Here is a 26,062-nt window from a genome sequence, read left to right on the forward strand (position 1 = left end):
GGAGCGAACCGCATGCTCATTGACACGACCGCCCATCGTCCCGGCCCCTCCGACACGACGACCGCCGCACCCCGCAGGCGGCACGACGACGCCCCCGACACCACCGCCCTCTTCACCCGGCTGGCCTCCCTGGAGGACGGCCCCGAGCGGGACGCCGTCCGTGACGAACTCGTCACCGCGTGGCTGCCCATGGCCCACCGCATCGCCGGCCGCTTCCGCGACCGCGGCGAGTCCGTCGAGGACCTGCGCCAGGTGGCCGCCCTGGGCCTGGTGAAGGCCATCGACCGCTTCGACCCGAGCCGTGGGGCCTTCGAGAGCTACGCCGTCCCCACCATCACCGGCGAGGTCAAGCGGCACTTCCGCGACCGGATGTGGGCCCTGCGCGTGCCCCGCCGGGTGCAGGAACTGCGCAACAAGGTGCGGGTGGCCCGGCGTGAGCTCACCCAGAACCCCGGCAGCCCCGAGCCGTCCGTGACGGACATCGCCGCCCACACCGGGCTGACCGAGGAGGAGGTCGGCGCCGGGATGGAGGCCCTGGAGAGCTTCAGCACCCTCTCCCTGGACGCGGAACTGTCGTCCGACGACGACGGCTACAGCCTCGCCGACACCCTCGGCGCCGCGGACGCCTCCTACGACGTCGTCGTCGACCGCGAGTCCGCCAAGGAGGGCCTGCGCAAGCTGCCGGAGCGCGAGCGCGCCATCCTCTACATGCGTTTCTTCGAGGACATGACCCAGAGCCGCATCGCCGACCGGCTGGGCATCTCCCAGATGCACGTCTCCCGTCTCATCAGCCGCAGCTGCGCCCGGGTGCGCGCCGACGTGATGGGACAGCGCGCCGGCCGCCGCGGCGCCGGCGGACACTCGGCGACGGCGTGAGCGGCGCCCGCCCCACCAGGAAGCGAGACACATGCTGAAGCCCCACCCCACCGTGCTGCGCCGGCTCGTCGAGGAGTACGAGACCCTGACGGCGGCCGGAAGCGGACCGGCCGGCCCGAACCCGCGGATCGGCGACCTGGCCTACACCCTGTGCGTGTCGACCGGCACCCGCGACATACGCCACGCGCTCACCACCGCGCGCGGCTGGCTGGCCACGGCCGGACAGGACGCGCGCGAGGCCGCCACCCCGGCCTCCGTATGACCCGCGGCGTGCGGGGAACCCGAAGCGGATGAGCGAATCCGAGATTCCCCCGGAAGGCAGGGCCGTGGACGTCTATCTCGACCTCCTGCGGGTCCGGATGGACACCGAGGACTACCGGCTTCTGCTCCATGTGGTGGAGCCGGTCCTCCAGGCGATCGAGGAACACCGGCTGTCCGGCATGGACCTCGCGCTGGACGGCGGGGACGAGGAACTGCCCCAGGAGGTCCGCGACGAGGCCGCCCTCGTCATCGCCACCGCCGTCACCGGCCGCCTGGACAACGAGGTGGTCGAGCTGGAGGTCGACGACACCGGACCGGTCCGGGTGGTCACCGACGCGGCGACCGCCGCCGACCCCTCCCGCCTGGACGAGATCGCCGGCTACATCAGGGACCGCCACCGCCAGAACGAGGAGCTGCGGGGCATCGCTGAGGCCAGCGGCCTCCCGACCGACTTCTGAACCCCGCCCGCGTCCCGCCCGCGCGTACGGCCCCGGCACCGACCGGGGCCGTACGCATGGGCGAGGCCCGACCGGTGTACGTGCGGGCGGTCCGGAGCAGGCCGGGGTCGGCGGTTCGCCGGTCGGGCGGACCCGGACGTGCGGTTCTGGTCGGGCCGGGGGCGCGGGGGCGCGGGCCGACGGCCCGCCGGTCGGTTCGTGAAGGCGCCGGTGACGGCGTCCGGACGCCGGGCGAGGGCGCACGCGTGGGGCCGGCGTGGGTGACCGCCCGGCCGCCGGAGGGAGGTGTCCGGGCGTACCGGGGGACCGCGGCTCAGCGGTCGGGGGCCGTCACCGGGACGCCCAGGGGGCGGGCGAGGCCCACCACGGCCTCGTCCAGGCGCTCCAGGTGGCGCAGCACCCGGTCGGTGACGCGGCCGTAGCGGGTGGTGCCGTCGCCGCCCAGGAGGGACGCGATGCTGGGCCCGGTCCCGACCGGCGCGGTGACGTCCTCGTCGGCGACACGGTCCGCGATCGTCACGATGTTGCGCACCGTGCGCCCCGCCGCCCCGCGCAGCCGGGGGTCCGCCGCGATCGACGGGTGGGTCGGCAGCAACTCCGCCGTGGCGGCCAGCGAACGCGCGTGGTACGCGCACGTCTCGAGGAGCGCCACCACATAGCGCGCGTTGGTGCGCCGGGCCCGCAGCGGGGTGACCGGATGCGTCAGCGGCTGGGTGGCGGAGCGCAGGTCGCCCAGCGCCTGGTCCAACCGCCGCGCCTTGTCCAGCAGGTCGCCCGCGGGCCCGCCGCTGAGCTGACCGACGGCGGCCTCGGTCACCTCCGCGAGCCGCTCCAGCACGGTGACCAGCAGCTCGTCGGTGCGCCGGTCGGTGCGCACCGGCAGGACCAGCGCCGCCGCGACCACCCCGCAGGCCGCGCCCAGCGCCGTCTCCTCCACCCGCAGCACCAGCACCTCCCAGCTGTAGGTGTGCAGCAGGGTGTAGAGCAGCCCCAGCATCGCCGTCACGAAGAACGACATCAGCGTGTAGGACAGCGGCGCCGTGTAGAACATCGTGAAGATCAGCACCAGCACCAGGGCGAAGGCCGTCCAGGTGTGGGGGCCCACCAGGCCGGCCAGCACGATGCCGGCGACGACGCCGAACACCGTGCCCAGCAGCCGCCGGTAGCCCTTGACCAGGATCTCGCCGGTCGAGGCCGTGTTGATGAACACGATCCAGCAGGTGAGCACCGCCCAGTACCAGCGGTCCGTGGACAGCAGCTCGCCGCCGGCGATGGCCAGCGTCGAGCCCACGGCGACCTGCGCGGCGGCCCGCGTGGTGGGCCGTTGCAGCCCTTTCCGCCGCTCGGCCGGCTCCTCCTCCTCACCGGCGTCGATGGCGGCGTCCTCGGCGTCCAGTTCCTCCCGCGAGCGGGCCGTCGCCGGGCTGTCGTCCGACTCGTCCTGCGGACCCTCCAGGGCGACGCGCAGCCCCATGACGGCGCGGGCGGTCTCGCCGACGGCCCGGAACACGTCCCGCACGGCCGGGGTGGCGGCCGGCAGGTTCTCCTCGTCCCGGTAGCCGAGCAGCCGGTTGCGCAGCTGGGCCACGCCCGTTCCGCCGGGCCCGGCGCGCACCACCAGGGCCCGCAGCGCGAGCAGGTCCCGCCGCAGTACGGCCGTGGACTCGTCCGGGCCGGGCAGTCGGCCCACCTCCGGGGCGGGCGCGCCCGGCAGGTGCAGGGTGAGGGTGTCCGCCCGCTCGGCGCTGCGCGCCGACAGCAGGAGCAGACCGAGCCGCTCGGCGGCGATCTCCGCGTCCGCGATCCGGCGCTGCACCAGCCGCGCCGACGACTCGTCGGGCGTGCCCTCCTCCAGCCGGCTCTGGATCATCAGGGCCGTCTCGTGCAGCCGGGCGTTGCCCTCCCGCACGTCCTCCAGCGCCTTGTCCACCTCGTCCGGCCCGGCGTCCAGCAGCGCCAGGTACGCGGAGACCAGCCGGCCCAGCCGGGCCCGGAAGGCCTGGCGCAGCCGCGCGAGCGTCCCCGTGGGCGTCACGGGGACGACGGCGAACCGCACCAGCGCGCTGCACGCGAACGCGACGGTCAGGGCGGCCCACAGCTCCGGCAGCCCGGAGGCGGAGGCGCCGACGAACAGGGACAGGAAGTAGACCTGGAAGCCGATCAGCCCGAGCGCGGTCCCGCGGTCGCCGAACCGGCGGCCGTAGACCGCGCAGAAGATGAGGACGACGAAGAAGACGTCCCCGACGACGACCCGGGCGCTGAGCACCGCGCCCAGCGACACGGACACCAGCGCGACCGGCAGGCCGACGGCCAGCGTGACCGCCTGGGCGTCGCGCCGCCGCTCCCGGATGGAGAAGGTGGCGACCATCGCCGCCATCGCGCCCGCCACCAGATGGGTGATGTCCGACCCCGCCGAGGCGAGCACGGCCAGCGTCAGCGCGACCGCCCCCACCGTCCGCAGCCCGGCCGTCAGCCGCAGCAGACCGGGGTCGGACGCCGCCAGACGGTCCCGCAGTCGTGTCCGCACCGAGCGTCCCGCCGCCTTCACTCCGCCGCACTCTCTCCCGTCGCGCACGCACACCCGGATCCCGGCGACCCCGGGCGCGAACCGTCTCCCGCCCCTTGGATCACCGCGCCGCCCGGCCCGCCTCCGTGACGTGCTGCCGCACCTGCTCCGGCGTCAGGTAGGCGTCCAGGTACTCGAAGTCCCGCAGGCTGCCCGGCCTGTGCGCCTGGAACCCGGTGCGCACGAAGTCGTCCCCGGCGACCGCGTTCAGCAGCCAGTTGGTCATGACCCGCGTCTTGGCGACACCGGTGCGCAGCGCCGACCAGTGGTAGCCGCGGGCCACCGCCTGGGCGGGCAGGCCGTGCAGTTCGAGACCGAACGGCTTGGAGACCGCGTCGGTGCCGCCGAGGTCCACCACCAGCCCGAGGTCCTTGTGGACGTACGGCCGCGTCGGCTGTCCCCGCAGCGCCGCGATGACGTTCTCGGCGACGTGCCTGCCCTGCCGCAGGGCGTGCTGCGCGGTCGGCGGGCACACGGCGTCGTCGCCCTTGGCCACGTCGGGCACCGCGGCCGAGTCGCCGAGCGCGAACACCCCGTCGTGGCCCGGCAGGCACATGTCCGCGTTGACCGCGAGCCGCCCCCGGACGGTCTCCGCGTCGAGCGTGGCGATGAGCGGGCTGGCGACGACACCGGCGGTCCAGATCAGGGTGCGGGTGGGCACCGTCCGGCCGTCGGTGAAGGTGACCTCCTCGGCGCCCGCCTTCGCGATGGAGACGCCCAGCGAGATCTCGATGCCGCGCCGGGTCAGGATCTCCTGCGCGCTGCGCCCGAGCTTCTCGCCCAGTTCGGGCATCAGCTTCGGCGCGATGTCGATGAGATGCCACTTGATCAGGCCCGGGTCCAGCCGCGGGTAGCGCTTGACGGCGGCGTGCGTCAGCCGCTGGAGGCAGGCCGCGGTCTCGGTGCCCGCGTAACCGCCGCCGACGACCACGAACTGCAGCCGCGAGGCCCGCTCGGCCGGATCGTGGCTCGCGTCGGCCAGGTCGAGCTGGGAGATGACGTGGTCGCGGAGGTAGGCGGCCTCGGCGAGCGACTTGAGTCCGAAGGCGTGGTCCGTCAGCCCCGGGATGTCGAAGGTGCGGGTGACGCTGCCGGGGGCCAGCACGATGTAGTCGTACGGCTCGTTGACGATCTCGCCGTTGACGCTGCGGACGACGCAGACCTTGGACTTCAGGTCCACGCCGATGGCCCCGCCCGGGATGATCCGGGTGCGGTACTTCTCGCTGCGGCGCAGGGAGAGCGCGACCGACTGCGGGGTCAGCACACCGGAGGCCACCTGGGGGAGCAGCGGCAGATAGAGCTGATAGGAGAACGGCGTCACCAGCGTGAGGTCGGCCTCGTTCGGGGCGAGCCTGCGCTCCAGCCGGCGCACGCACTCCACGCCGGCGAAACCTGCGCCCACCACCAGGATCCTGGGTCGTGTCACGGTGTCCATCCCTTCCTGCGGCTCCAGGCGGTCTGCCTCGAACATCGACAACTGACGCGTGCCCCTGTTCAGCACCACGATGCCCGCACCTTCGCGCGAACGCACCGGGAGGAGAGCCGGGGCCGGTTCAGCCGCGCAGGTGGCAGAGCAGCAGGCAGACGTCGTCGTCGCGCTCGGAATCGCTCAGCAGCGGAGGCAGGAGCCGGTCCGCCGAGCCCTCCAGATCCGCGTCCAGCTCCGCGGAACCGAACGAACCCAGGGCCGTCGCGAGCCGTTCGATGCCCGGGTCGATGCCCTGGGCGCGCCGCTCCACCAGCCCGTCCGTGTAGAGCGCGAGCGTCGAACCGGGCGCCAGCCGCTCGGTGTGGTCGGCGATGTCCTGCCGCAGTGGGATGCCGAGCATCGCGCCGGGCTTGGCGTCCAGGGTGCGCACCCGCCCGTCGGGCAGCCGCAGCACCGGCGGCGGATGACCGGCGGCGGCCCACGTCAGCGTGTGCCCGTCCGGATGGAACCGGGCGATGACCGCGGTGGCGAACAGATCGGGCTGGAGGTGGCGCAGGTACTCGTGCAGCCGGGTCAGCAGCCGGCCGGGGCTGTCGCCGTCGACGGCGTAGGCGCGCAGCGCGGTGCGCAGCTGGCTCATCATCACCGCCGCGTGCAGCCCGTGCCCGGTCACGTCCCCGATCACGGTGATCAGACCGCCGTCGCGCTGCCGGAAGGCGTCGTACCAGTCGCCGCCGATGTTCAGCCCGTGCGTGGCCGGCAGATAGCGCGCGGCCAGGCTCAGGCCCGGCGTCGTCGGCAGCTCGGTGAGCAGGGCGCGCTGCAGCGTCTCGGCGATGTCGCGGTTGTGCTCGAAGCGGCGGGCGTTGTCGATGGCCGTGCCGGCCCGCCGGGCGAGTTCGAGCAGCATCACGGCGTCGTCCGGGTCCCAGCGCTCACCGGGTGGCGACAGCGTCAGCACGCCCAGCGGCTCCCGGTGCGTCAGCAGCGGGATGCACAGCAGCGGCCGGTCGGGGTCCAGGGCCGACGCGGGCTGGTCGTCCACCCCGGGCAGGCCGCCGGGGTGGGCGGCGGCGTACTGCGGGCGTCCGGTGCGGGCGGCGCGGGTCGCCGCCCGTGGATGGGACGTGGGCGGATGCCGGTCGTCCTCCTGGTCGAACAGCCATACGTCGACGTGGCGGGCGTACCGCGGCACCAGCAGTTCCGGCAGCCGGCGCACGATCTCGTCGTGGTTGAGCGAGGCGTTCAGCACGGCGCTCGCGTCCGCCAGGAACATCAGCCTGCGGCGCGCGTTCTCCGCCTCGTTGCGGGCCCGGCGCTCGGCGGCGAACGCCTCCCGCTGCGCGCGTCCCGCCGCGTCCAGTTCGGCGTGCAGCGCCAGGACGCCCTGGTTGGTCTGGTGCAGTTCCTCCCGGTGGAAGGCGACCAGTTCCTCCTGCTCGGCGAGCTTGTCCAGTACCGCGGCCGTGTCCTCGTCGGCGCCCAGCAGCGCCTCGGACAGGACGGCCGGGTCCTCCGTCACCGTGCCGACGTCGGACACCCGGCCCGGCTCGGGGCACGGTACGGCCATGGTCCACGGGGTGCGTCCGGCGGCGCCCGCGTCCGGCGCCGGCACCACCGCGGCGTGCAGCGTTCCGTCCCCGGCGGACGGGCCGTCCAGGGTGAGCACCCAGACACCGCCCTTGGTGAGGCACTGCCGCAGCCGGCCGCTGAGCTCCGCGGTCAGCCGGGCGCGTTCGACGGTGGTCACCCCGTGCGCCGCGGCCAGCCGCGCCACGGCGATACGGGCGCGGGCCGCGTCCGTGACGGTCCGGATCCGCCAGGTGCGCGTCATGGGCGCTCCGGCGGTGCGGGGGCCAGCACGGCCACGGCGGTGTCGTCCCGCACCGGGCGCGCAAGACTGCCGGCGTCACGGACGGCGACGGCGGCCGTCACGGCCGGGTCGGCCGTCGGCGGCCCCGTGTCCGGGGCCGGGGTCCAGCGGCTGGGCAGACCGTCGGTGTGCAGGATCAACAGACTCTCCGGGGTCCAGTCGACTTCGTCCTCACGCACGGTCAGCGGCCGGTGCACCCCGACGATGCCGGGCCGGGACAGCAGGGACCGCCAGCGGTCGCCCTCCCGCAGCCGGGCCGTCACATTGCCGATCCCCGCGAAGCGCAGCCGGCCGGCCCAGGTGTCGAGCTGTGCCACGGCGACGGCCGCGCCCCGGGTGCCGGCCAGCGCCGTGTGGAGCTTGGACAGACACTCGGCGGGCGGGAGCGGGGCCCAGCGGCGCAGCTCCTCGACGGCCGCGGTCGAGGCGCGTGCCGCCTCGCTCCCGTGGCCCAGCCCGTCGGCCAGCATCAGGGTCAGCCGGTCACCGGACCCGACCCAGGCCCAGGCGTCCCCCGAGAAGTCCGCCCCGGCGAACGGCACGTTCACGCCGCCGGCGCGCGCACCGGGGGCTCCGGCGGAGCCCTCGCCGACGGCGGAGCCGAGGCGCGCCACCGCCACGGTGCCCCGGCCGAGCGCGCTGTGCAGGCCGAAGTCGTCGGCCAGACGACGACAGGTGCCGAGGCCCGCGCCGAGCGAGCGGGTGGTGGAGAACCCGTCCCGCAGCGCACCGTCCACATCGGCGATGCCCGGCCCGTGGTCGAGCGCGGTGATCTGCACGACCCGTCCCGGCCGGCCCTCGTCCGGCACCGGTGGGTCCACTACGTCGACGATCATCTCTCCCGCCTGTGCGTGTTTGAGGAGATTGGTGGCGAGCTCGGTCGCCACCAGAGCCGCGTCGGCGGTGCGCCGCTCGTCGAGCCCGGCCTCCGCCGCGGCCTCCTCCGCCGCGACCCGGACGTCGCGCACCCGGGTCGGGTCCTGCACCGGCACGTACCGGACGCGGGGCATCAGACGGCCCCACGCTGACGCGGCGGCCGGGTCGCCCACGACGTCACCCGCACCGTGGTCCCCGACCCCGGGGTGCTCTCCACCTCGAAGTCGTGCACCAGGCGCCGGGAGCCGCCCAGCCCCATCCCCAGCCCGCCGCCGGAGGTGTAGCCGTCGCTGAGCGCCCGCTCGAGGTCGGGGATGCCGGGGCCCGAGTCGCTGAAGGACAGCCGCAGCCCCTCGGCCCCGCCGGCCCTGACGTGCGTCGCCTCCATCAGACCGCCCCCGCCGTGCACCAGGGTGTTGCGGGCCAGCTCGCTGGCGGCGGTCACCAGTTTCGTCTGGTCCACCAGGCCGAAGCCGAGCTGGGCGGCCGCCTGCCGCACATGCTGACGCACCCACACCAGGTCCATGTCCGACCGGATGGGCAGACGGGCCTCGACGCCCGCGGCGGTGTGCATCACGGACCCCCCTCGCGCCCGCCGCCGGAACGCGGCGGCACGACGGGCCGCGCGAGGAGTTCCATCGCCGCCTCGGTGGTGAGCGCGGTCCGCAGCCCCGGCAGCGTCAGCCCCAGTTCCACCAGGGTGACGGCGACCGCGGGCCGCATGCCGGCCACCACGGTGCGCGCGGCCAGCAGTTCGGCCTGTGCCGCGATCTCGGCCAGCACCCGCCCGAGGAAGGAGTCGACGATCTCCACACCGGAGATGTCGATGACCACGCCCGTGACCCGGCTGCGGGCGATCGCTTCGGCGAGGTCCTGCTGCAGCCGGTGCGCCGTGCTGTCGTACAGGTCCCCCTGGAGGGTGACCAGCAGAACGTCACCGAGCCCGAGGACCGGCACATGTCCCGCTGCCGGGCGGGAGAGCCCCTCGCTCACCGTCGGCCCGCGCCGTCGGGCGCCGCGTTCACGATGTTCGTCCCCAGCTCGTGCAGACAGTGTCCGAGCGCGTCGGCGAGGCTCGCCCGCGTCTTCACCGTGCCGAGGTCCAGACCCAGGTGGACCATGGTCTGCGCGATGGCCGGACGGATGCCGGACACCACGCACTCCGCGCCCATCAGCCGGGCCGCGGCGACCGTCTTCATCAGGTGCTGCGCCACCAGGGAGTCGACCGTCGGCACACCGGTGATGTCGAGGATCGCGAACCGGGCGTGCTGGTCGACGACCGCGTTCAGCAGGGTCTCCATCACCACCTGGCTACGGGCGCTGTCCAGCGTCCCGATCAGCGGAACCGCCACGATGCCGTCCCAGAGCTTGATCACCGGCGTCGCCACCTCCAGCAGCTGCAGCCGCTGCCGGTCGATGAGGGACTGCGTCTCGCTCAGCGCCGTCTGCATGGCCACCAGACGCAGCGTGCCCAGGAGCACGCTGAGCGTGGTCGACCACGCCCGCAGTTCCTCCGGCGAGGCCTGGTCCGACTCGGCGACCAGGAGGTTCTCCGCCGGCGGCCACAGCGCCGCCAGCTCGCTCGACACCTGCGTGTTGGACAGTCCCGCGCGGGAGCGGGCCGCCCCCATCCGGGCCAGCTGCTCACGCACCGCCGAGAAGCCCGCGGCGTCCGGGTCCTCGACCTGCTGCGCGTCGGCGACCCGGGCCAGCGCGTCGACGACCGCCTTCCCCGCCTCCACCGCCTCGTCGCGCGAGGCGGTGAACACCGTACGGAACAGGGGCTCGTCCGCCCACCGCTGGGCGATCTGCTCGCGCCGGCGCCGCAGGAAGTCCCTGACCTCGTGCGCCGGTGTTGCGAGTGATCCGCCCGCTTCGTGCTCCGGCACCTGCTTCTTCTCCTCGTCGTCGTCGCGTCGCACCGCGCCCCAACGCCGGGACCGCGAGGCGACCTTGGCCGGATGGCCACTCTAACCAGGCTCCGGCGCCGTCCGCGCCGGACCCTGCGGACCGTGCTCAGGCCTCCGGTTCGGCCGGGGTCTCCGGCAGCGCGTCCACGCGCTCCAGCGCCTCGTCGACGCTCTCCGAGACGGGCACGGTGATGCTCACGCCCGTCAGATCCAGGATGCGGCGCACCGCGGGGGCGGGGGAGATGATGTGCACGCTCCCCGGCAGCTCGCGGGCCTCCTGATAGACCCGCAGGATGATGTTCATGCCGGACGAGTCCATGAAGGGGACGGCCGTCAGGTCGAGCAGGAAGTGCCGACGGCCGTGATGGAGCTGGTTCGCCAGGTGGTGCTGGAACTCGGTCGCCGTGTCGACGTCCAAGTACCCCTCCACCGTGAGCAGCGCCACGTCCTCCCGCGGCAGGGTCACCTCGACGGACAACGGGTCCTGGGCAATGGGCACGAGTACCTCCAGCAGAGTGATCAAGCCATTCGTCGCGCAGCCGCGCGTACCCCCGAATCGCCCGGTCATGCCTCGGCCCGCCCACTCGGCCGAGGCACCCTCCTCAGCCGACCCGGAGGCCCACGATGCAGGTGTCGTCGTCCGTGTCCGACCTGCTGTACGTGAGCAGCCGGTCCAGCCGCTGGTCGAGCGTGTCCGGGGCGGAGGCGGCGGCGGTGAGCAGATGGGTCAGGGACTCCTCCACGCTGCGGTCCCGGCGCTCGATCAGACCGTCCGTGTACATCAGCAGGTTGTCCTCGGCGGCCAGCTGCACCTCCGACTCCTCGTACACCGCCTCCGGTACGGCGCCGAGCAGCAGTCCCCGTACCAGCGGCAGCGGGGCGGCCTCGGAGCCGCGCACCAGCACCGGCGGCAGATGGCCCGCCCGGGCCCACCGCAGCGTGCGGGACTCCGGGTCGTACAGGCCGCACACCGCGGTGGCGGTGACGCCGCCCGTCAGATGGTGCGTCACGATGTTCAGCCAGGACAGCAGCTGTCCGGGGCCCGCCCCGGTGACCGCGAGGCCGCGCAGCGCGTTGCGCAGGACGACCATGCTGGTCGCCGCCTCTATGCCGTGGCCGGCGACGTCGCCCACGCACAGCAGCACCAGCCGGGACGGCAGCACCACGGCGTCGTACCAGTCGCCGCCCACCAGCTGCTCGGCCTCCGCGGGCCGGTAGCGGACGGCCACGTCGAGGTCGGGCACCTGCAGCGGCGCCTGGGTGGGCGGCATGATGGCGCGCTGCAACTGCAGCGCCAGCCGGTCGCGCTCGCTGGCGTGCTGCTCGGTGTGCGCCAGCTGGTCGCGGGTGGCCGCCAGCGCCACCTCCGTCCAGTGCTGGGCGGAGATGTCCTGGTAGGCGCCGCGGGTGGTGAGCAGCCGGCCGTCGGTGTCCAGGACCGGCTCGGCGACGACCCGGATGTGCCGGGTCACCCCGTCCGGCCGTTGCAGCCGGAAGGCGGCCGACGCCGGGCGCCGGTGGTGCAGCAGCGTGCGCAGGAAGCGGCCGATGGTGACGGCGTCGTCCGGGTGGGCGTGCGCCGGCAGCTCCTGCAGCGGCACCGGCGGGCTGGACTCGGGACGCCCGTACAGGTCGAAGAGCTGTCCGTTCCAGGTGATCTCCCCGGTCAGCAGGTTCTCCTCGAAACCGCCGATCCGGCCGAGCCGCTGGGCGTGCTGGAGCAGGCTCGCCAGGCGGGCCGTCTCGTCCTCGATCCGCCAGATGAACAGGATGCCGGAGCCGTGCCGGCTGACACTGATGTCGGCGACCGACGACAGCGGCACCTGGTCGACGAGGGCGGTCAGGTTCATGCGCCGGGCGCGGAACGGCTCCCCGGTGGCGTACACCCGTTCGATCCGCTGGAACAGTTCGCTGTTCCCGGCGGCCATCGGGTAGGCCTCCAGGAGCAGCGAGCCGCTGACCATGGCGCGCGGCCGGCCCGCCGGATCCAGGAAACGGCTGTTGACGTGCTGGATGCGGAAGTCCAGCAGGTTGCCCTGGTCGTCCAGGTGCGGCACGAGGACGAGAGCCGGGTCGTACAGCCCGTCGGCCAGGTCCATCAGCTCCGCGGCGTCCGGCAGCACCCGGGGCTGCGGGGCCGGGCCGTCGGGCGCCGTGTACGTCTCCAGGGTGTGCGCGCACAGCTCCGCCAGGGCCTCCACCTGGCGCACGATCTGCGGCGGCTGCTCGGGCAGCGGGTCCGGCCAGACGATCTCCAGCACGCCGTACACACGGCCCCCCGTGCCGGCGGGCACGGCCGCCCGGCCGCCGTCCGGGTGGTGGTGCCGGCCGACACTGGGCAGACCCCGGTCGGCCAGCGACGTGATCCACAGGCCGTCGCGCTCCGCGAGGCCGCACCGGGCGACCGTCGCCACGTCCGGCGGCACGTAGTACCAGCGCGCCGCCTCCGCGGGGGAGAACCCGGCGCTGCCCGCCAGGGTGAGCGACCCGTCGGCGCCGGCCGCCCAGATCGCCACGGCCACCGCCCCCAGCGGACGCAGCGCCTGCGCGAGCAGCGACTCGGCCACGGCCTGGGTGTCGTCCGCGGCCAGCGCCCCGCTCTCGGCCGCGCGCAGCCGTACGGCGGCGGGGTCCCGCCCCGCCTCCTCGGCGGCCCGGGTGGCGGCCAGGAAGGCGTTCGTCACCTCGGACATCCGGTCCCGGGCGGCCTGGTTGATGACCTCGACCGCGAACTCCAGCTGGGTCGTCCCGGCCTGCTCGGTCAGCTCGGCGAGCTGGCGGGCGGCCTGCGAGGGACCGCATCCCAGCCGTTCGACGAGGATGCCCTTGGCGAGTTCGATCAGGGCCCGGCCCTCGGCCTCGGCCTGCGCGGCCCGCACCTCCCGGCTGAGCCGGTCCACGGTGGCCGCCAGCCTGCCCACGGGTGAGTTTGCGGACAGCCCGGCGGGTCCGGCCGGCGGCCGCTCGAGCCGGGACCCGCCGCTCTGCGGCTCGCCCTGATGCTCCCTGATGCTCACTGTGCGCACGCTCCTCGGAGGCGGGGTCCCGCGGCGGGGCTCATGCCGGCAGCCAGCGACGGACGCAGGCGATCAGGTCCTGGGTGTCGACCGGTTTGGTGACATAGTCGCTGGCCCCCGAGGCGAGGCTCTTCTCCCGGTCCCCGGGCATCGCCTTCGCGGTGACGGCGATGATGGGCAGCTCGGCGTACTGCGGCATGGTGCGGATCTCGGCCGTGGCGGCGTAGCCGTCCAGCTCGGGCATCATCACGTCCATCAGCACGAGCGCCACGTCTGGGTTGTCCACCAGTCTCTCGATGCCCTTGCGGCCGTTCTCCGCGTGCAGCACCCGGAAGCCGTGCAGCTCCAGGATCCCGCTGAGCGCGAAGAGATTGCGCGCGTCGTCGTCGACGACGAGGATGGTGCGGCCGGAGAACGAGTCGTCCACCACGGTCTGCGGCGCCGGCCGCTGCGGCTCGTCGTGCCGCACCAGCGACAGCACGTCGCCGGGCTCCTCCGCGGAGAGGTGCAGGGCGATGCGTTCGCGCAGCTCGTCGAGGCTGGACAGGAACTCCAGCGCGGTGCCCTCGGCACGGGACCGCAGCTCCTCCTCCACCGCCGCGTCCACCCGGTGGCCGCTGTGCACCAGCACCGGCACGCTCGCCAGGGCGGAGTCGCCCCGCAGCGCCTCCAGGAACCGGGTGACCTCCTCCTGGGCCGTGCCGAGCTCCAGCACCACGCAGTGGCACGGATCGGCGGCCAGCGCACCGGCCGCCTCCTGGGCGCCGACGGCGGTGAGGATGTCGACCGAGGGCCGGGAGGCCCCGTCGCCGTGCGCGACGTCCTGGACCACGCTCTCCGCGACCAGGGTCAGCAGGCCCCGGGGCCGCTCCTCCACGACGAGCAGCCGCCGCGGACGCCGGCCGGACGACGCCCCCGTCTCGATCGCCGCCGGCTGCCGGGCCGGCATCTCCGGCAGGGCCTCGCCCAGCTCCCCGTCCGGGAGCGGCGAGGGCCGCAGCAGCTCCTCGAAGTCCGGCCGGGCCACGGGCAGGAACAGGGTGAACGTGCTGCCCTGGCCCGCGACGCTGTTCACCGTCACCGCGCCGCCCAGCAGGTGCGCGATCTCCCGGGTGATGGACAGACCGAGTCCGGTGCCGCCGTACTTGCGGCTCGTCGTGCCGTCGGCCTGCTGGAAGGCGCCGAAGATCGCCTCCAGGTGCTGCTCGGGAATGCCCACACCGGTGTCCTGCACCCGGAAGGCCACCACGGGCCCGCCCCGCAGCACACCGCTCGGCACCTCGTCGTCCGGCGCGGGCTCGATCCGCAGCTCCACGCCGCCCCGCTCGGTGAACTTGACCGCGTTGGACAGCAGGTTGCGCAGCACCTGCCGCAGCCGTGAGTCGTCGGTGAGCAGGTCGGCCGGCGCGCCCGGCGCCGTCGTCACGGTGAAGTCCAGGCTCTTCTGCATCGTCATCGGCCGGAAGGTGGCCTCGACGTACTCGATGAGCCTGCGCAGCTCCACCCGCTCGGGGCTGACGTCCATCTTCCCGGCCTCGACCTTGGACAGGTCGAGGATGTCGTTGATCAGCTGCAGCAGGTCCGAGCCGGCCGAGTGGATGATCTGCGCGTACTCGACCTGCTTCGGGCTGAGGTTGCGCGAGGGGTTCTGGGCGAGCAACTGGGCCAGGATCAGCAGGCTGTTGAGCGGGGTGCGCAGTTCGTGGCTCATGTTCGCCAGGAACTCCGACTTGTACTTCGAGGCCAGCGACAGCTGCTGGGCGCGTGCCTCCAGCTCCTGCCGGGCCTGCTCGATCTGGAGGTTCTTCGCCTCGATGTCCCGGTTCTGCGCGGCCAGCAGCGCGGCCTTGTCCTCCAGCTCGGCGTTGGAGTGCTGGAGTTCCTCCTGCTGGGTCTGCAACTCCGCCGAGCGCTCCTGCAGTTCGGCGGTGAGCCGCTGCGACTCGACGAGCAGCTCGTCGGTGCGGGCGTTGGCCACGATGGTGTTGACGTTGACCCCGATGGTCTCCATCAGCTGGGCCAGGAAGTCCTGGTGGATCTGGGTGAACGGGGTCACCGACGCCAGCTCGATCACGCCGAGGACCTGGCCCTCGACCACGATGGGCAGCAGCACCAGCATGGTCGGCACCACCTGCCCCAGCCCGGAGGAGATGGTGACGTAGTCCGGCGGCAGCTCGTCCACCGTGATGGTGCGGCGGCTGCGCGCGGCCTGGCCCACCAGGGTGCGGCCGAAGGCGATCCGGGTGGGCCGGCCGTCGTCGTCGGGGTAGCCGTAGGAGCCGACGAGCCGCAGCTCGGGGCCGTCGTCGCCGTCCTCCGCGAGGTAGAAGGCGCCGTACTGGGCCGACACCAGCGGCACCAGCTCGTCCATGATCAGCTCGGCGACCACGGGCAGGTCGCGGTGGCCCTGCATCAGGCCCGAGACCCGGGCGAGGTTGGTCTTGAGCCAGTCCTGCTCCTGGTTGGCCCGGGTGGTCTCGCGCAGGGACTCCACCATCGAGTTGATGTTGTCCTTGAGCTCGGCGACCTCGCCGGAGGCCTCCACGTTGACGGAGCGGGTCAGGTCGCCCTCGGCCACCGCGCTCGTGACCTCGGCGATCGCCCGGACCTGCCGGGTGAGGTTGCCCGCCAGCTCGTTGACGTTCTCCGTGAGCCGCTTCCAGGTGCCGGAGACGCCCTCGACCTCCGCCTGGCCGCCCAGGCGGCCCTCGGTGCCGACCTCGCGGGCGACGCGGGTGACCTCCTGGGCGAAGGCGGAGAGCTGGTCGACCATCGTGTTGATGGTCGTCTTCAGCTCGAGGATCTCGCCGCGCGCGTCGACGTCGATCTTCTTCGACAGGTCGCCCCGGGCCACGGCGGTCGTCACCAGCGCGATGTTGCGCACCTGGCCGGTGAGGTTGTTGGCCATGGAGTTGACGTTGTCGGTGAGGTCCTTCCAGGTGCCCGCGACATGGGGCACGTGCGCCTGGCCGCCGAGGCGGCCCTCGGTGCCGACCTCGCGGGCGACGCGGGTGACCTCGTCGGCGAAGGCCGACAGCGTGTCGACCATGGTGTTGATGACGTCGGCCAGCGCCCCGACCTCCCCGGCCGCCTCGACCCTGATCCGCTGCGACAGGTCGCCCCGGCCCACCGCGGAGGCGACCTGGGCGATGGAGCGGACCTGACCGGTCAGGTTGGACGCCATCACGTTGACGTTGTCGGTGAGGTCCTTCCAGGTGCCGGAGACGCCGCGCATTTGCGCCTGGCCGCCGAGGCGGCCCTCGGTGCCGACCTCGCGGGCGACGCGGGTGACCTCGTCGGCGAAGGCGGAGAGCTGGTCGACCATCGTGTTGATGGTGTCGACCATCGTGTTGATGGTGTTCTTGAGCTCGAGGATCTCGCCGCGGGCGTCCACGGTGATCTTCTGCGACAGGTCGCCCTTGGCGACCGCCGTCGTCACCTGGGCGATGTTGCGCACCTGCGCGGTGAGGTTGCCCGCCATCGCGTTCACCGAGTCCGTCAGGTCGGCCCAGGTGCCCGAGACCCCCGGCACCTGAGCCTGGCCGCCCAGCGCCCCCTCGGTGCCGACCTCGCGGGCGACGCGGGTGACCTCGGAGGTGAACACCGACAGCTGGTCCACCATCCCGTTGAAGACCTTGGCGATGTCCCCCATGAGACCGTCCGCGTCGTCCGGCAGCCGGGTGCCGAAGTCCCCGTCCCGTACGGCCGTCAGCCCCGCCAGGAGCCGCCTCAGCTCCTGGTCACCCGGCGCCACCTCGGTCCCCTCGGTGCTCTTGCTGGTCATGCGCACCCTCGTTCCGGCCAGAATCAGAGCGCGTTTCCGCAGTTCACGGATGTGCGCGATGAGAAAATACGCCGAAGGCTAACCCAGATCGCGGGTGCGGAACAAAGCGCGGCACCGCCGGGGGAGCCGGCCCGGAAAAGTTCGGGGACGCGTGCATGCACCGGCCCAGGGCGGGTACTTGACCGGATTTCGCGGGGGCGCGGGGTCCTGGGCCGTCGGCGCGCGGTTTTGGTCCATGCCTTTCGAATGCGCGCGCTCCTGACGGGTATTTGCTGCTGTGGAGCTGGGCGGACGCCCAGGGGATCCGCCGTCATCGGGGAGGCAGGGAGCAGTGCCCATCGACAGCATCTGGTCGTACGCGCCAGGCCTGGACCAGGTCCAGGAGCAGGACCTCACGGACTACACCGTCGTCGCGAGCGACGGCACCATCGGCCATGTGGACCGGCAGGCCGACCACCACGGCATGCGGCACCTCGTCGTCGACACCGGGGTGTGGGTGTTCGGCCGCAGCCTCCTGGTGCCGGTCGGCGTCGTCACGGACGTCCACACCGGGGAGCGCCAGGTGACGTTGGGCTGCACCAGGGCCGAGGTGAAGGAGGCGCCCCGGTTCCGGACCGACAGCGAGACCATGGACCCCGCCTACCTCACCGCGGTCGGAGATTATTACCACCGGCTGCCGCCGCGCGAGAGTCCCACCGGGTGAGCACCGCGCGACAGACGCGTCCGGCCGACGGCACGGGGGTGCGCAGCGCCGCCGGCGCGCGGGCGCACGCCGAGGCGACGGTGCGGGCGCGCTGGGACTCGGAGGGCCGCGCCCCGCACCGACAGGACATGATCGACCTCTCGCTCGTCGTGTCGGAGCTGGTCACCAACGCCATCCGGCACGGCGCCGGACTGGCCGGCTTCGACGTGCGGACGACCCGGGAGGGCGTGCGGATCGACGTCCACGACCACAGCGACGTCATCCCCGAGGCCGCCGGCGGAACCGGCGCCCTGCCGGACGTGCACCGCGGCAGCGGTTACGGATGGCCCCTGGTGATCCGGCTGGCGCGGGACATCGACGTCCGCAGGCGTCCCGGCGGCGGCAAGACCGTCAGCGTGTTCGTCCCCCTGCGCGACGCGCCGGCCTAGCCTCACCAGGGCAGGAAGACGTGGATGTCCTTGCCCTGGTCGTCGCTGACGACGCTGACCTGATCGCACAGCGTGTGGATCAGGTGCCAGCCGATGCCCCCGCCGCCGCTGTGGGGGTGGAAGGGCCGCGGGGCCGGTTCGGTGGTGCTGGTGTCGTGCATCACCACGTGCACCCCGTCGAACGTCCTGCGCAGCCGCAGCTGGAACGGGCCCGGCGCGTACTGCACCGCGTTGGCGGCCAACTCCGTGACCACCAGGAGGATGTCGTCCCAGTGCTCCGGGGCCGACGGCGCCGCCACACGGGCCAGGTCGAAGAGGAAGTCCTCCGCGACCAGGCGTGCGTCCGTCACATCGTGCAGCTTCCCCGGGAAGCTGACGCTGCGGCTCGTGATGTCCTCGGCAGCCAGTGTCCTGTCCCTACGCGGCTCGCGTGCCATCTCGCCTTCCAGGCCCCGTCGTCGCGGGGCAGTCGTTCCGGTCTCTGCGCCCTCTCGAACTGTGGGTTCCCGCGCGGGCGGAGCCTACGCGCCCGCATGCCCGTGCCAGGCCGGTGACAAACCCGTCACCGGCCGGCGGCGGAGCCCCGCCCTCCCCGGGCGGTCAGCGGAAGACGTTGTCCGAGTCGTCCCAGCCGGACGGCTCGGACACGGCCGGCGTCCGCCCCGGACGCGTCCGCGACTGGTACATCGCGTCGATCTCCAGCGCGTAGCGCCGCACGATCGCGTCCCGGCGCAGCTTCATCGACGGCGTCAGCAGCCCGTTGGCGACGTCGAACGGCTCGGGCAGCACCCGGAACACCCGGATCGACTCCGAGGGCGACACACTGCTGTTGGCCGCGGCGACCGCCCGCGCGATCTCCTCCCGCAGCGCGTTCTCCTCCCGGGCCTCCCGGGCCGGCGCGTCGCCCGGCAGGGACAGCGCCGCCCGCCAGCCGCTGAGGAACTCCGGGTCCAGCGTGATCAGGGCGCCCACACACGGCCGGTCGTCGCCCACGACGACGGCCTGGTGGACCAGCGGGTGCATCCGCAGCCGCTGCTCCAGGGCCGTCGGCGCCACGCTCTTGCCGCTGCTCGTGATGATGACGTCCTTCTTGCGGCCGGTGATCGTGAGGTAGCCCTCGTCGTCCAGCCGCCCCAGATCGCCCGTGGCCAGCCAGCCGTCGCGCAGCACGGCCCGGGTGGCGGCCTCGTCACCGACGTACCCCTGGAACACCGACGGCCCGCGCACCAGGATCTCCCCGTCGTCGGCCACCTGGATCTCGGTGCCCGGCAGCGCCTGCCCGACGGTGCCGGACTTCTCCCGCCCGAACGGCTGCATCGTCACCCCGCCGCTGGTCTCGGTGAGCCCGTAGCCGTCGTGGACGTAGACGCCGATCCCCTCGTAGAAGAGGGACAGGTCGCGGTTGAGCGTCGAACCCCCCGAGGTGGCCCGCAGCACCCGGCCGCCCAGTGCGGCCCGCAGCCTGCGGTAGACCGTGCGCTCGTACAGGGCGTGCTGGAGCCGCAGGTCCAGGCCGGGCCCCGCACCGCGGCCCAGCCGCTGCCGCTCCAACGCGGCGGCGAAGTCCCGCGCCGTGCCGGCCGCCCGCTCGAACAGGGCGCCGCGGCCCGACAGCTGTGCCGCGCGCAGGAAGTTCTTGTAGATCTTCTCCAGCAGCGACGGGACGGCGTACAGATAGGTGGGCCGGAAGGTGCGCAGGGCCGAGGACAGGGACTCCCCGCCGATGTCGGGTTCGTGTCCCATCAGCAGCCCGCCGCGCACGCACAGCACCTGGATCATCAGACCGTAGACGTGGGAGAAGGGCAGGAAGGCGAGGACGGCGGCCTGCTCGCCGGGGGGCGCCGCGACGTGGCCCCAGCCCGCCAGCAGGGTGTCGCTCATGAAGGCCAGGCCGCGGTGGCTCAGCGCGCAGCCCATGGCGCGGCCGGACGTGCCGGAGGTGTAGGCGACGACGGCCGTGGAGCCCGGCAGGACGATGCGGCGCATCGAGTCGACCGTGGCCGCCGGGATGAACTCGCCGCGCGCCGCCAGCCGGTCCAGCGCGCCCGCGTCCAGTTGCCAGACGTGCCGCAGCCCCGGCAGCGCGGCGCACACGGACCCGACGGTCATCACGCCCTGTTCGTCCTCCACCAGCACGGCCACACAGCCGGAGTCCCGCAGGATCCACTCCACCTGTTCACGCGAGGAGGTCGGGTGGACGGGGACGATCTCCGCGCCCACCGTCCACAGGGCGTGGCCCAGGAGGGTCCACTCGTAGCGGGTGCGCGCCATGATCGCCACCCGCGCGCCGGGCGAGATCCCGGACGCCACCAGACCCTTGGCCAGGGCGACCACCTCGTCGCGGAACTCCAGGGCGGTGATCCGCTCCCAGGTGGCGGAGGCCGGATGGGCGCGGTGGGCGAGCATCGGCAGGCCGGGGCTCCCGGCCGCCGTCTCGAAGAGGCTGTCGGCGAGGCCGCCGGTCAGGGGCGAGGCGGACGGGGGAGCGAGAGCGAGGTCGCGCATGCGCTGCTCCTGACATGTACGGGGTGTGACTCGGCCGGTGAGCACCGTCATCGGCGGTGCCCGAATGTAGCCGAGCCGGAGCGCCCGCGCGCCGGGATCGCGACAAGTGTGTCCGCACTGATGATCTCGGCGCTTCGGGGGACCCGGACGTCATGAGCTACGTCAATCCAGATCCCGAACCGGAACGCAGCACCGGCCTCGAACCGGGAGGCGGCGTGCCCCCGGGAGAGACCCCGCCCGCGGAGAGCAGCATGCCCGAGGCGGGCCCCCGGGAGACGCACAACCCGGCCAAGGGCTGGGCCAAGGGCCCGCTGACCGCGATCCTCGTCCTCGTGGTGCTGATCGCGGCGTTCTTCCTGGCCTACGCCCTCATCCTCATCCTGTGACGCCCCCTACCCGCGAGGAGCGACCTCCGTACGCCCCGTCCCCTGGGTGTGCCGTACGCACTCCGTGACGACGTCCCGCAGACTCCCCGTGCGTTCCAGCAGGGCGCGCTGCACCTGCGCCCCGTTGCCGTCGCGCAGCAGACGCGCGCAGCCCTCACGGGCGCGCTCCAGGTCGCCGGTGGCCTCCAGGGCCTCGGCGACGTGGTCGAGGAGGCTGCGGACGACCGTCTCGGCCGGCATGCGGCGCATGGTCCGCGGGTGGAGCAGTTCGCCCGTCAGCCCCGACCGGGCCGCCTGCCAGGCGGCCAGCCGGAGCAGGCTGACGCCCGGGTCCACCGGCTCCCGGCCGGCCCGCCACTCGCGGGCCGCGGTCTCCACCAGTCCGCGGGCGAGGGTGGCGATCAGCGCCGCCGTCTCCGCGTGCAGACAGACGTCGGAGACGCGGATCTCCACCGTCGGGTACTGCTGGGACAGCCGGGCGTCGAAGTAGGCCATCTTCTCGTCGAGGATGACGCCGGTGGCCACCATGTCGGCGACCCGCCGGTGGTAGCGCTCGGCCGAACCGAACGGCTCGGTCGGACCGGCCGACGGCCAGCGCTGCCAGACCCGGCTGCGGTAGCTGCTGTACCCCGTCTCCTTGCCCTGCCAGAACGGCGAGTTCGCGCTCAGCGCCGCCAGCACCGACAGCCAGGGCCGCAGCCGGTCCACGACCCCGACGCCCTCCTCGTCGGACTCGACGGACACGTGGACGTGGCAGCCCATGACGAGCTGTTCCCGGGTGGCGATGCCGTACTGCTCCTCCATCCACTGGTAACGCCGGTTGACGCCGATGGCCGGGCTCACCGGCAGCGGCGAGGTGGCGAGGGCGGCGACGGCGCAGCCGATCTTCCCCGCGTGCCCGGCGGCCTCCTCGCGGCAGCGGACGATCTCCGCGTGCAGGCTTTCCATCGAGGACTGCGGATGCGTGGCGAACTCCAGCATCTGCTCGTGCAGTTCCTTCTCGAAGACGTCCTGCTCCGCGCCGTCCCGGGCGGCGCGGGCGAGGACCGCCGCGGACATCGCCCGCGGTTCCCCGCTCTCCGGATCGACCAGGAGGAGCTCCTCCTCCACTCCGACGGTGCGCACCTGATGCTGCCCTTCTGTGAACTGCCGCGACGACGCCGAGAAGCCCTCGGTCGTACGACCCCGAATGCCCCGGCCGGGGCATCGGACACCTGACGGCGTCGCCGGACTCTCACGGGGCGATCGGGGCCAGCCACATCGTCGCGAGCGGCGGCAGCGTGAGCCGGATGGTGCCGTCCTCGGGCTTGACCGGGTCCGGGCCGGTGACGTCCCCGCCGCCGTAGCGCGCGGCGTCGGTGTTGAGGACCTCCTGCCAGGCGACCACGTCGTCGCCGACGGCGAGCGGGTAGTCGTGCCGGACCACGGGGGAGAAGTTCGACACCGCGAGCAGCGGGGAGCCGTCGCCGTCGTACCGCAGGAACGCGAAGACGTTGTCGTCGGCCGCGTCCACCGACACCCACCGGAAGCCGGACGGGTCGGTGTCGCGCTGCCACAGCGCCGGGGTCGCCCGGTAGCGGGCGTTGAGGTCGCGCACCAGGTCCCGCACCCCGCGGTGGTCGCCCGCGGAGTGGTACCCGTCGTCGAGCAGCCACCACTCCGGGCCCTGCTGCTCGGACCACTCGGCGCCCTGGGCGAACTCCTGCCCCATGAACAGCAGCTGCTTGCCGGGGTGGGCCCACATGAAACCGAGGTAGGCGCGCAGGTTGGCGCGCCGCTGCCACCAGTCGCCCGGCATCTTCGACACCAGCGCCTGCTTGCCGTGCACCACCTCGTCGTGCGAGATGGGCAGCACGTAGTTCTCGCTGTAGGCGTACACCATCGCGAACGTCATCTCGTGGTGGTGGTACGTGCGGTGCACCGGCTCGTGGGAGACGTACTCCAGCGAGTCGTGCATCCAGCCCATGTTCCACTTCAGCCCGAACCCGAGCCCGCCGGTGTCGGTGGGCCGGGTCACCCCGCCCCACGCCGTGGACTCCTCCGCGATGGTCACCACCCCGGGGCAGCGCCGGTACACGGTCGCGTTCATCTCCTGCAGGAACGCCATCGCCGCCAGATCCTCCCGGCCGCCGTACGCGTTCGGCTCCCAGCCGCCGTCCTCGCGCGAGTAGTCCAGGTAGAGCATGGAGGCGACCGCGTCCACCCGCAGTCCGTCGATGTGGAACTCCTGGCACCAGTACACGGCGTTCGCGACCAGGAAGTTGCGCACCTCGGTGCGGGCGTAGTCGAAGGTGTACGTCCCCCAGTCGGGGTGCTCCGCGCGCCGGGAGTCCCCGGGCTCGTACAGCGGTTCCCCGTCGAACCGGGCCAGCGCCCAGTCGTCCTTCGGGAAGTGCGCCGGCACCCAGTCCATGATCACGCCGATGCCGGCCCGGTGCAGGGCGTCGACCAGGTACCGGAAGTCGTCCGGTGTGCCCAGTCGCGCGGTGGGCGCGTAGAACCCGGTGACCTGGTAGCCCCAGGACGGTCCGAAGGGGTGCTCGGCGACCGGCATCAGTTCGACGTGGGTGAAGCCGAGGTCCTTGACGTACGCGGGCAGCTCCTCGGCGAGTTCGCGGTAGCCCAGCCCCGGCCGCCAGGACGGCAGGTGCACCTCGTACACCGAGAACGGGGCCTCGTGCACGGGCGTCGCCGCCCGCCGCGCGAACCAGTCGGCGTCGCCCCACTCGTAGTGCGAGGCCGTCACCACGGACGCCGTGTTCGGCGGCGCCTCCGTGCGCCGCGCCATCGGGTCGGCCTTGAGGAACCGGTGGCCGTGGCGGGAGTGGATCTCGAACTTGTAGCGGGTGCCCTCGCCGACGCCGGGCAGGAACAGCTCCCACACCCCGGACGAGCCCAGTGAGCGCATCGGGAACGCCGTGCCGTCCCAGTGGGTGAAGTCGGCGGCGACCCGCACCCCCTGCGCGTTCGGCGCCCACACCGTGAAGCGGGTGCCGGTGACGCCCTGGTGGGTCATCGGGTGCGCGCCGAGCGCCGTCCACAGCTCCTCGTGCCGGCCCTCGCCGATCAGGTGCAGGTCGAGCTCGCCGAGCGCGGGCAGGAACCGGTACGGGTCGTGCGTCGGCACGGCCTCGTCGTCGCCGTAGGCCACCGTCAGCGTGTACGCGGGGATCGCGTCCAGCGGCAGCACGCCGGAGAACAGGCCGTCGCCCTCCGAGACGAGCGGGGTGCGCACGCCGTCGACGACGACGCCCACCTCCCGGGCGAAGGGGCGCAGGGCGCGGAAGGCGATCCCGCCGGGCACCGGATGGGCGCCGAGCAGCGCGTGCGGATCGTGGTGGGCGCCCGCCAGCAGGCGCCCCCGGTCGGTCGGGTCGAGGGCGGGTGCGGCGCCGGGGGGCGCGGCGGCGGACGGGACGGGCCCGGCCGACTCGGGAAGCGGGGTGTCACGCAGGGCCACGGCTTCAGTCTCCTCTCACGGCGAGGCGCTCGATCGCCGCCATGGGTACGGGCAGCCAGTCGGGTCGGTGCCGGGCCTCGTACAGCACCTCGTACACGGCGCGGTCCGTCTCGTAGGCGCGGAGCAGACCGTGCTTCTTGCGCGGGTCCCAGCCGGCACGGGCGGCGTAGCCCGCGCAGTAGGCCTCACGGCAGCGGCGCGCCCACTCCGGGCGCCAGGGGCGGCGCTGGCGGGCGGCGTAGTCGAAGGAGCGCAGCATCCCGGCGATGTCCCGCACGGGGGAGTGGGCGCTGCGCCGTTCGGAGAGCGGCCGGGACGGCTCGCCCTCGAAGTCGATGACGAACCACTCACGCCCCGCCCGCAGCACCTGACCCAGGTGCAGGTCGCCGTGGATGCGCTGGGCGGGCGGCCCGGCGTCGCAGGTGGCGAGGGCGGCGAAGGCCGCCCGCAGCCCCGGCACGAACGGCTGGAGCGCGGGGACGGCGTGCGCCGCGGCGGTCAGCCGCTCGGTCATCGCCACCGCCGTCCGCCCGTTCTCGCCCGGCGCGCCGACGGGGAAAGCCGAGGACAGCGCCAGGTGGACGTCCGCCGTGGCCCGGCCCAGCGCGTGCGACTGCGCGGTGAAGTCGTCACCGGCGGCGAGCGCCTCCAGGGCCAGCGTCCAGCCGTCGGAGGCGTTGCGCAGATACGGCTGGAGCACGCCGAGCGTCGCCCTGAACGGATGCGTGGTGCGGAACCAGGCCACCGGGGCGGGCACCCGGTGGCAGCCCTGCCGGGCCAGCGCCCCGGGCACCTCCAGATCCGGGTTGACACCGGGCTGGATGCGCCGGAACACCTTCAGGATGTACTCGTCGCCGTACACCAGCGAGGAGTTGGACTGCTCGGCGGTCATCAGGCGCGGCACCAGCCCGGCGGGCACCTGCTGGGACCCGTCGCACTCGAAGCGCAGCGGGCCCGCCGCGCCGGGGTGGCGCAGCCGTTCCAGGAACAGCTGGGCGGCGCGCGGGTCGTGCAGGGCGTCGTAGACCGTCAGCCCGGCCAGCCGGCCGTCCAGCACCCTGCCGATGAGCGCCTTGCCGAGCCGCGGCGAGGGGTGTTCCCGTACACCGAGGAGGAGCTGGTAGCAGTCACCGGCCGGGGACGCGCCGCCGGGAGCGGGCACGCCTCCGTGACCGGCGTGCACCAGTACGTGCAGACAGCCCGGGAACAGCTCCGTCATCGACAGCACACCGAGGTCGGTGACGGGCCGGTCCTTGCCGGCGAACCAGCGCTGCAGCGGCAGCCACTCGCGCAGCAGCCCGGCGAGCGACTCCATGGGCTCGGCGGGCGCGGTCCGCGGCCGCAGGAACGCGGTCTTCGTCATGGTGACGCCTCCTCTCCCCGGCACACGCTCACAGGCGTCGGCCGATGCGGGATGCGACTCGGGTGAGCCGGAACCAGTAGAAGCCGTGGCCCCCGAGGGTCAGCAGGTAGGGCAGGTCGCCGACGGCCGGGAAGCGCACCCCGCCGAACAGCTCGACCGGGTGCCGT

General features: G+C 73.5%; 22 protein-coding genes. 6 read left to right on the forward strand and 16 right to left on the reverse strand.

Going from position 1 to position 26,062, the window contains the following annotated elements:
- The first annotated feature begins 12 nt into the window (after positions 1 to 12).
- From ADK41_RS19920 to ADK41_RS19930, 3 genes are read left to right on the forward strand one after another with little or no spacing between them, the layout of a single operon-like run.
- Positions 13 to 876: a SigB/SigF/SigG family RNA polymerase sigma factor gene (locus ADK41_RS19920; RefSeq protein WP_030832179.1), complete on the forward strand. Its 864-nt coding sequence runs from the start codon at positions 13 to 15 to the stop codon at positions 874 to 876.
- A 31-nt stretch (positions 877 to 907) separates the two neighbouring features.
- Entirely contained in the window at positions 908 to 1,138 is a 231-nt protein-coding gene (locus ADK41_RS19925) for a DUF5133 domain-containing protein (RefSeq protein WP_030832182.1), read from the forward strand.
- 28 nt (positions 1,139 to 1,166) lie between these two features.
- Positions 1,167 to 1,595: a hypothetical protein gene (locus tag ADK41_RS19930; protein ID WP_030832185.1), complete on the forward strand. Its 429-nt coding sequence runs from the start codon at positions 1,167 to 1,169 to the stop codon at positions 1,593 to 1,595.
- 313 nt (positions 1,596 to 1,908) lie between these two features.
- On the opposite strand, the gene ADK41_RS19935 is transcribed toward ADK41_RS19930, so the two are convergent.
- From ADK41_RS19935 to ADK41_RS19980, 10 genes are all read right to left on the reverse strand, one after another.
- Positions 1,909 to 4,143: an FUSC family protein gene (locus ADK41_RS19935; RefSeq protein WP_030832187.1), complete on the reverse strand. Its 2,235-nt coding sequence runs from the start codon at positions 4,141 to 4,143 to the stop codon at positions 1,909 to 1,911.
- A gap of 79 nt (positions 4,144 to 4,222) precedes the next feature.
- Positions 4,223 to 5,596, reverse strand: coding sequence for an NAD(P)/FAD-dependent oxidoreductase (locus ADK41_RS19940; RefSeq protein WP_030832189.1), 1,374 nt, complete (start codon positions 5,594 to 5,596; stop codon positions 4,223 to 4,225).
- Positions 5,597 to 5,714: 118 nt separating this feature from the next.
- Positions 5,715 to 7,424 carry a PP2C family protein-serine/threonine phosphatase gene (locus ADK41_RS19945; RefSeq protein ID WP_030832191.1) on the reverse strand — a complete coding sequence of 570 codons (1,710 nt, stop codon included), beginning with the start codon at positions 7,422 to 7,424 and terminating at the stop codon, positions 5,715 to 5,717.
- On the reverse strand, positions 7,421 to 8,473 hold the full coding sequence (locus ADK41_RS19950; protein ID WP_030832193.1) for an ATP-binding SpoIIE family protein phosphatase: 1,053 nt from the start codon (positions 8,471 to 8,473) through the stop codon (positions 7,421 to 7,423). The genes ADK41_RS19945 and ADK41_RS19950 overlap by 4 nt, the downstream gene beginning before the upstream one ends.
- The gene (locus ADK41_RS19955) at positions 8,473 to 8,913 is read right to left on the reverse strand and encodes an anti-sigma regulatory factor (RefSeq protein WP_030832196.1); all 441 of its coding nucleotides are present in this window, start codon (positions 8,911 to 8,913) and stop codon (positions 8,473 to 8,475) included. The genes ADK41_RS19950 and ADK41_RS19955 overlap by 1 nt, the downstream gene beginning before the upstream one ends.
- Positions 8,913 to 9,332: an STAS domain-containing protein gene (locus tag ADK41_RS19960; RefSeq protein WP_030832198.1), complete on the reverse strand. Its 420-nt coding sequence runs from the start codon at positions 9,330 to 9,332 to the stop codon at positions 8,913 to 8,915. The genes ADK41_RS19955 and ADK41_RS19960 overlap by 1 nt, the downstream gene beginning before the upstream one ends.
- Positions 9,329 to 10,228: an STAS domain-containing protein gene (locus ADK41_RS19965; RefSeq protein WP_030832200.1), complete on the reverse strand. Its 900-nt coding sequence runs from the start codon at positions 10,226 to 10,228 to the stop codon at positions 9,329 to 9,331. The genes ADK41_RS19960 and ADK41_RS19965 overlap by 4 nt, the downstream gene beginning before the upstream one ends.
- 127 nt (positions 10,229 to 10,355) lie before the next feature.
- Complete coding sequence (locus ADK41_RS19970; RefSeq protein ID WP_030832202.1) at positions 10,356 to 10,748, reverse strand: STAS domain-containing protein; 393 nt, start codon at positions 10,746 to 10,748, stop codon at positions 10,356 to 10,358.
- A gap of 103 nt (positions 10,749 to 10,851) precedes the next feature.
- The gene (locus ADK41_RS19975) at positions 10,852 to 13,266 is read right to left on the reverse strand and encodes a SpoIIE family protein phosphatase (RefSeq protein ID WP_030832204.1); all 2,415 of its coding nucleotides are present in this window, start codon (positions 13,264 to 13,266) and stop codon (positions 10,852 to 10,854) included.
- Between the two features lie 40 nt (positions 13,267 to 13,306).
- Complete coding sequence (locus ADK41_RS19980; protein ID WP_053670279.1) at positions 13,307 to 17,050, reverse strand: HAMP domain-containing protein; 3,744 nt, start codon at positions 17,048 to 17,050, stop codon at positions 13,307 to 13,309.
- 331 nt (positions 17,051 to 17,381) lie between these two features.
- Between ADK41_RS19980 and ADK41_RS19985 the strand changes: the two genes are divergently transcribed.
- A complete protein-coding gene (locus ADK41_RS19985; RefSeq protein WP_030832206.1) occupies positions 17,382 to 17,753 on the forward strand; it encodes a hypothetical protein in 372 nt (123 codons plus the stop codon).
- Positions 17,750 to 18,181 (forward strand): ATP-binding protein, encoded by a 432-nt coding sequence (locus ADK41_RS19990; protein ID WP_030832209.1) that lies wholly within the window; start codon positions 17,750 to 17,752, stop codon positions 18,179 to 18,181. Before ADK41_RS19985 ends, ADK41_RS19990 begins: the two co-directional genes overlap by 4 nt.
- Before the next feature lie 2 nt (positions 18,182 to 18,183).
- On the opposite strand, the gene ADK41_RS19995 is transcribed toward ADK41_RS19990, so the two are convergent.
- Together ADK41_RS19995 and ADK41_RS20000 are read right to left on the reverse strand one after the other, a co-directional pair.
- Positions 18,184 to 18,618 carry an ATP-binding protein gene (locus ADK41_RS19995; protein WP_030832212.1) on the reverse strand — a complete coding sequence of 145 codons (435 nt, stop codon included), beginning with the start codon at positions 18,616 to 18,618 and terminating at the stop codon, positions 18,184 to 18,186.
- Positions 18,619 to 18,781: 163 nt separating this feature from the next.
- Positions 18,782 to 20,686 (reverse strand): AMP-dependent synthetase/ligase, encoded by a 1,905-nt coding sequence (locus ADK41_RS20000; RefSeq protein ID WP_030832214.1) that lies wholly within the window; start codon positions 20,684 to 20,686, stop codon positions 18,782 to 18,784.
- Positions 20,687 to 20,838: 152 nt separating this feature from the next.
- Here ADK41_RS20000 and ADK41_RS20005 point away from each other — a divergent pair, with 152 nt between their 5' ends.
- Positions 20,839 to 21,072 (forward strand): DUF6480 family protein, encoded by a 234-nt coding sequence (locus ADK41_RS20005; RefSeq protein ID WP_030832216.1) that lies wholly within the window; start codon positions 20,839 to 20,841, stop codon positions 21,070 to 21,072.
- 6 nt (positions 21,073 to 21,078) lie between these two features.
- Here the strand turns inward: ADK41_RS20005 and ADK41_RS20010 are convergent, their stop codons facing one another.
- The 4 genes from ADK41_RS20010 to ADK41_RS39545 form a co-directional block, all read right to left on the reverse strand.
- Positions 21,079 to 22,197, reverse strand: coding sequence for a glutamate--cysteine ligase 2 (locus tag ADK41_RS20010; RefSeq protein WP_030832217.1), 1,119 nt, complete (start codon positions 22,195 to 22,197; stop codon positions 21,079 to 21,081).
- A gap of 109 nt (positions 22,198 to 22,306) precedes the next feature.
- A complete protein-coding gene (glgB, locus tag ADK41_RS20015) occupies positions 22,307 to 24,532 on the reverse strand; it encodes a 1,4-alpha-glucan branching enzyme (RefSeq protein ID WP_030832219.1) in 2,226 nt (741 codons plus the stop codon).
- 4 nt (positions 24,533 to 24,536) lie between these two features.
- Positions 24,537 to 25,895, reverse strand: a complete 1,359-nt coding sequence (locus ADK41_RS20020; protein WP_030832221.1) for a maltokinase N-terminal cap-like domain-containing protein — start codon at positions 25,893 to 25,895, stop codon at positions 24,537 to 24,539.
- Positions 25,896 to 25,923: 28 nt separating this feature from the next.
- The coding region (locus tag ADK41_RS39545) for an alpha-glucosidase C-terminal domain-containing protein (protein ID WP_209438653.1) at positions 25,924 to 26,062 on the reverse strand (139 nt) is incomplete at its 5' end.

This window comes from Streptomyces caelestis, assembly GCF_001279005.1.
Lineage (GTDB): Bacteria > Actinomycetota > Actinomycetes > Streptomycetales > Streptomycetaceae > Streptomyces > Streptomyces heliomycini.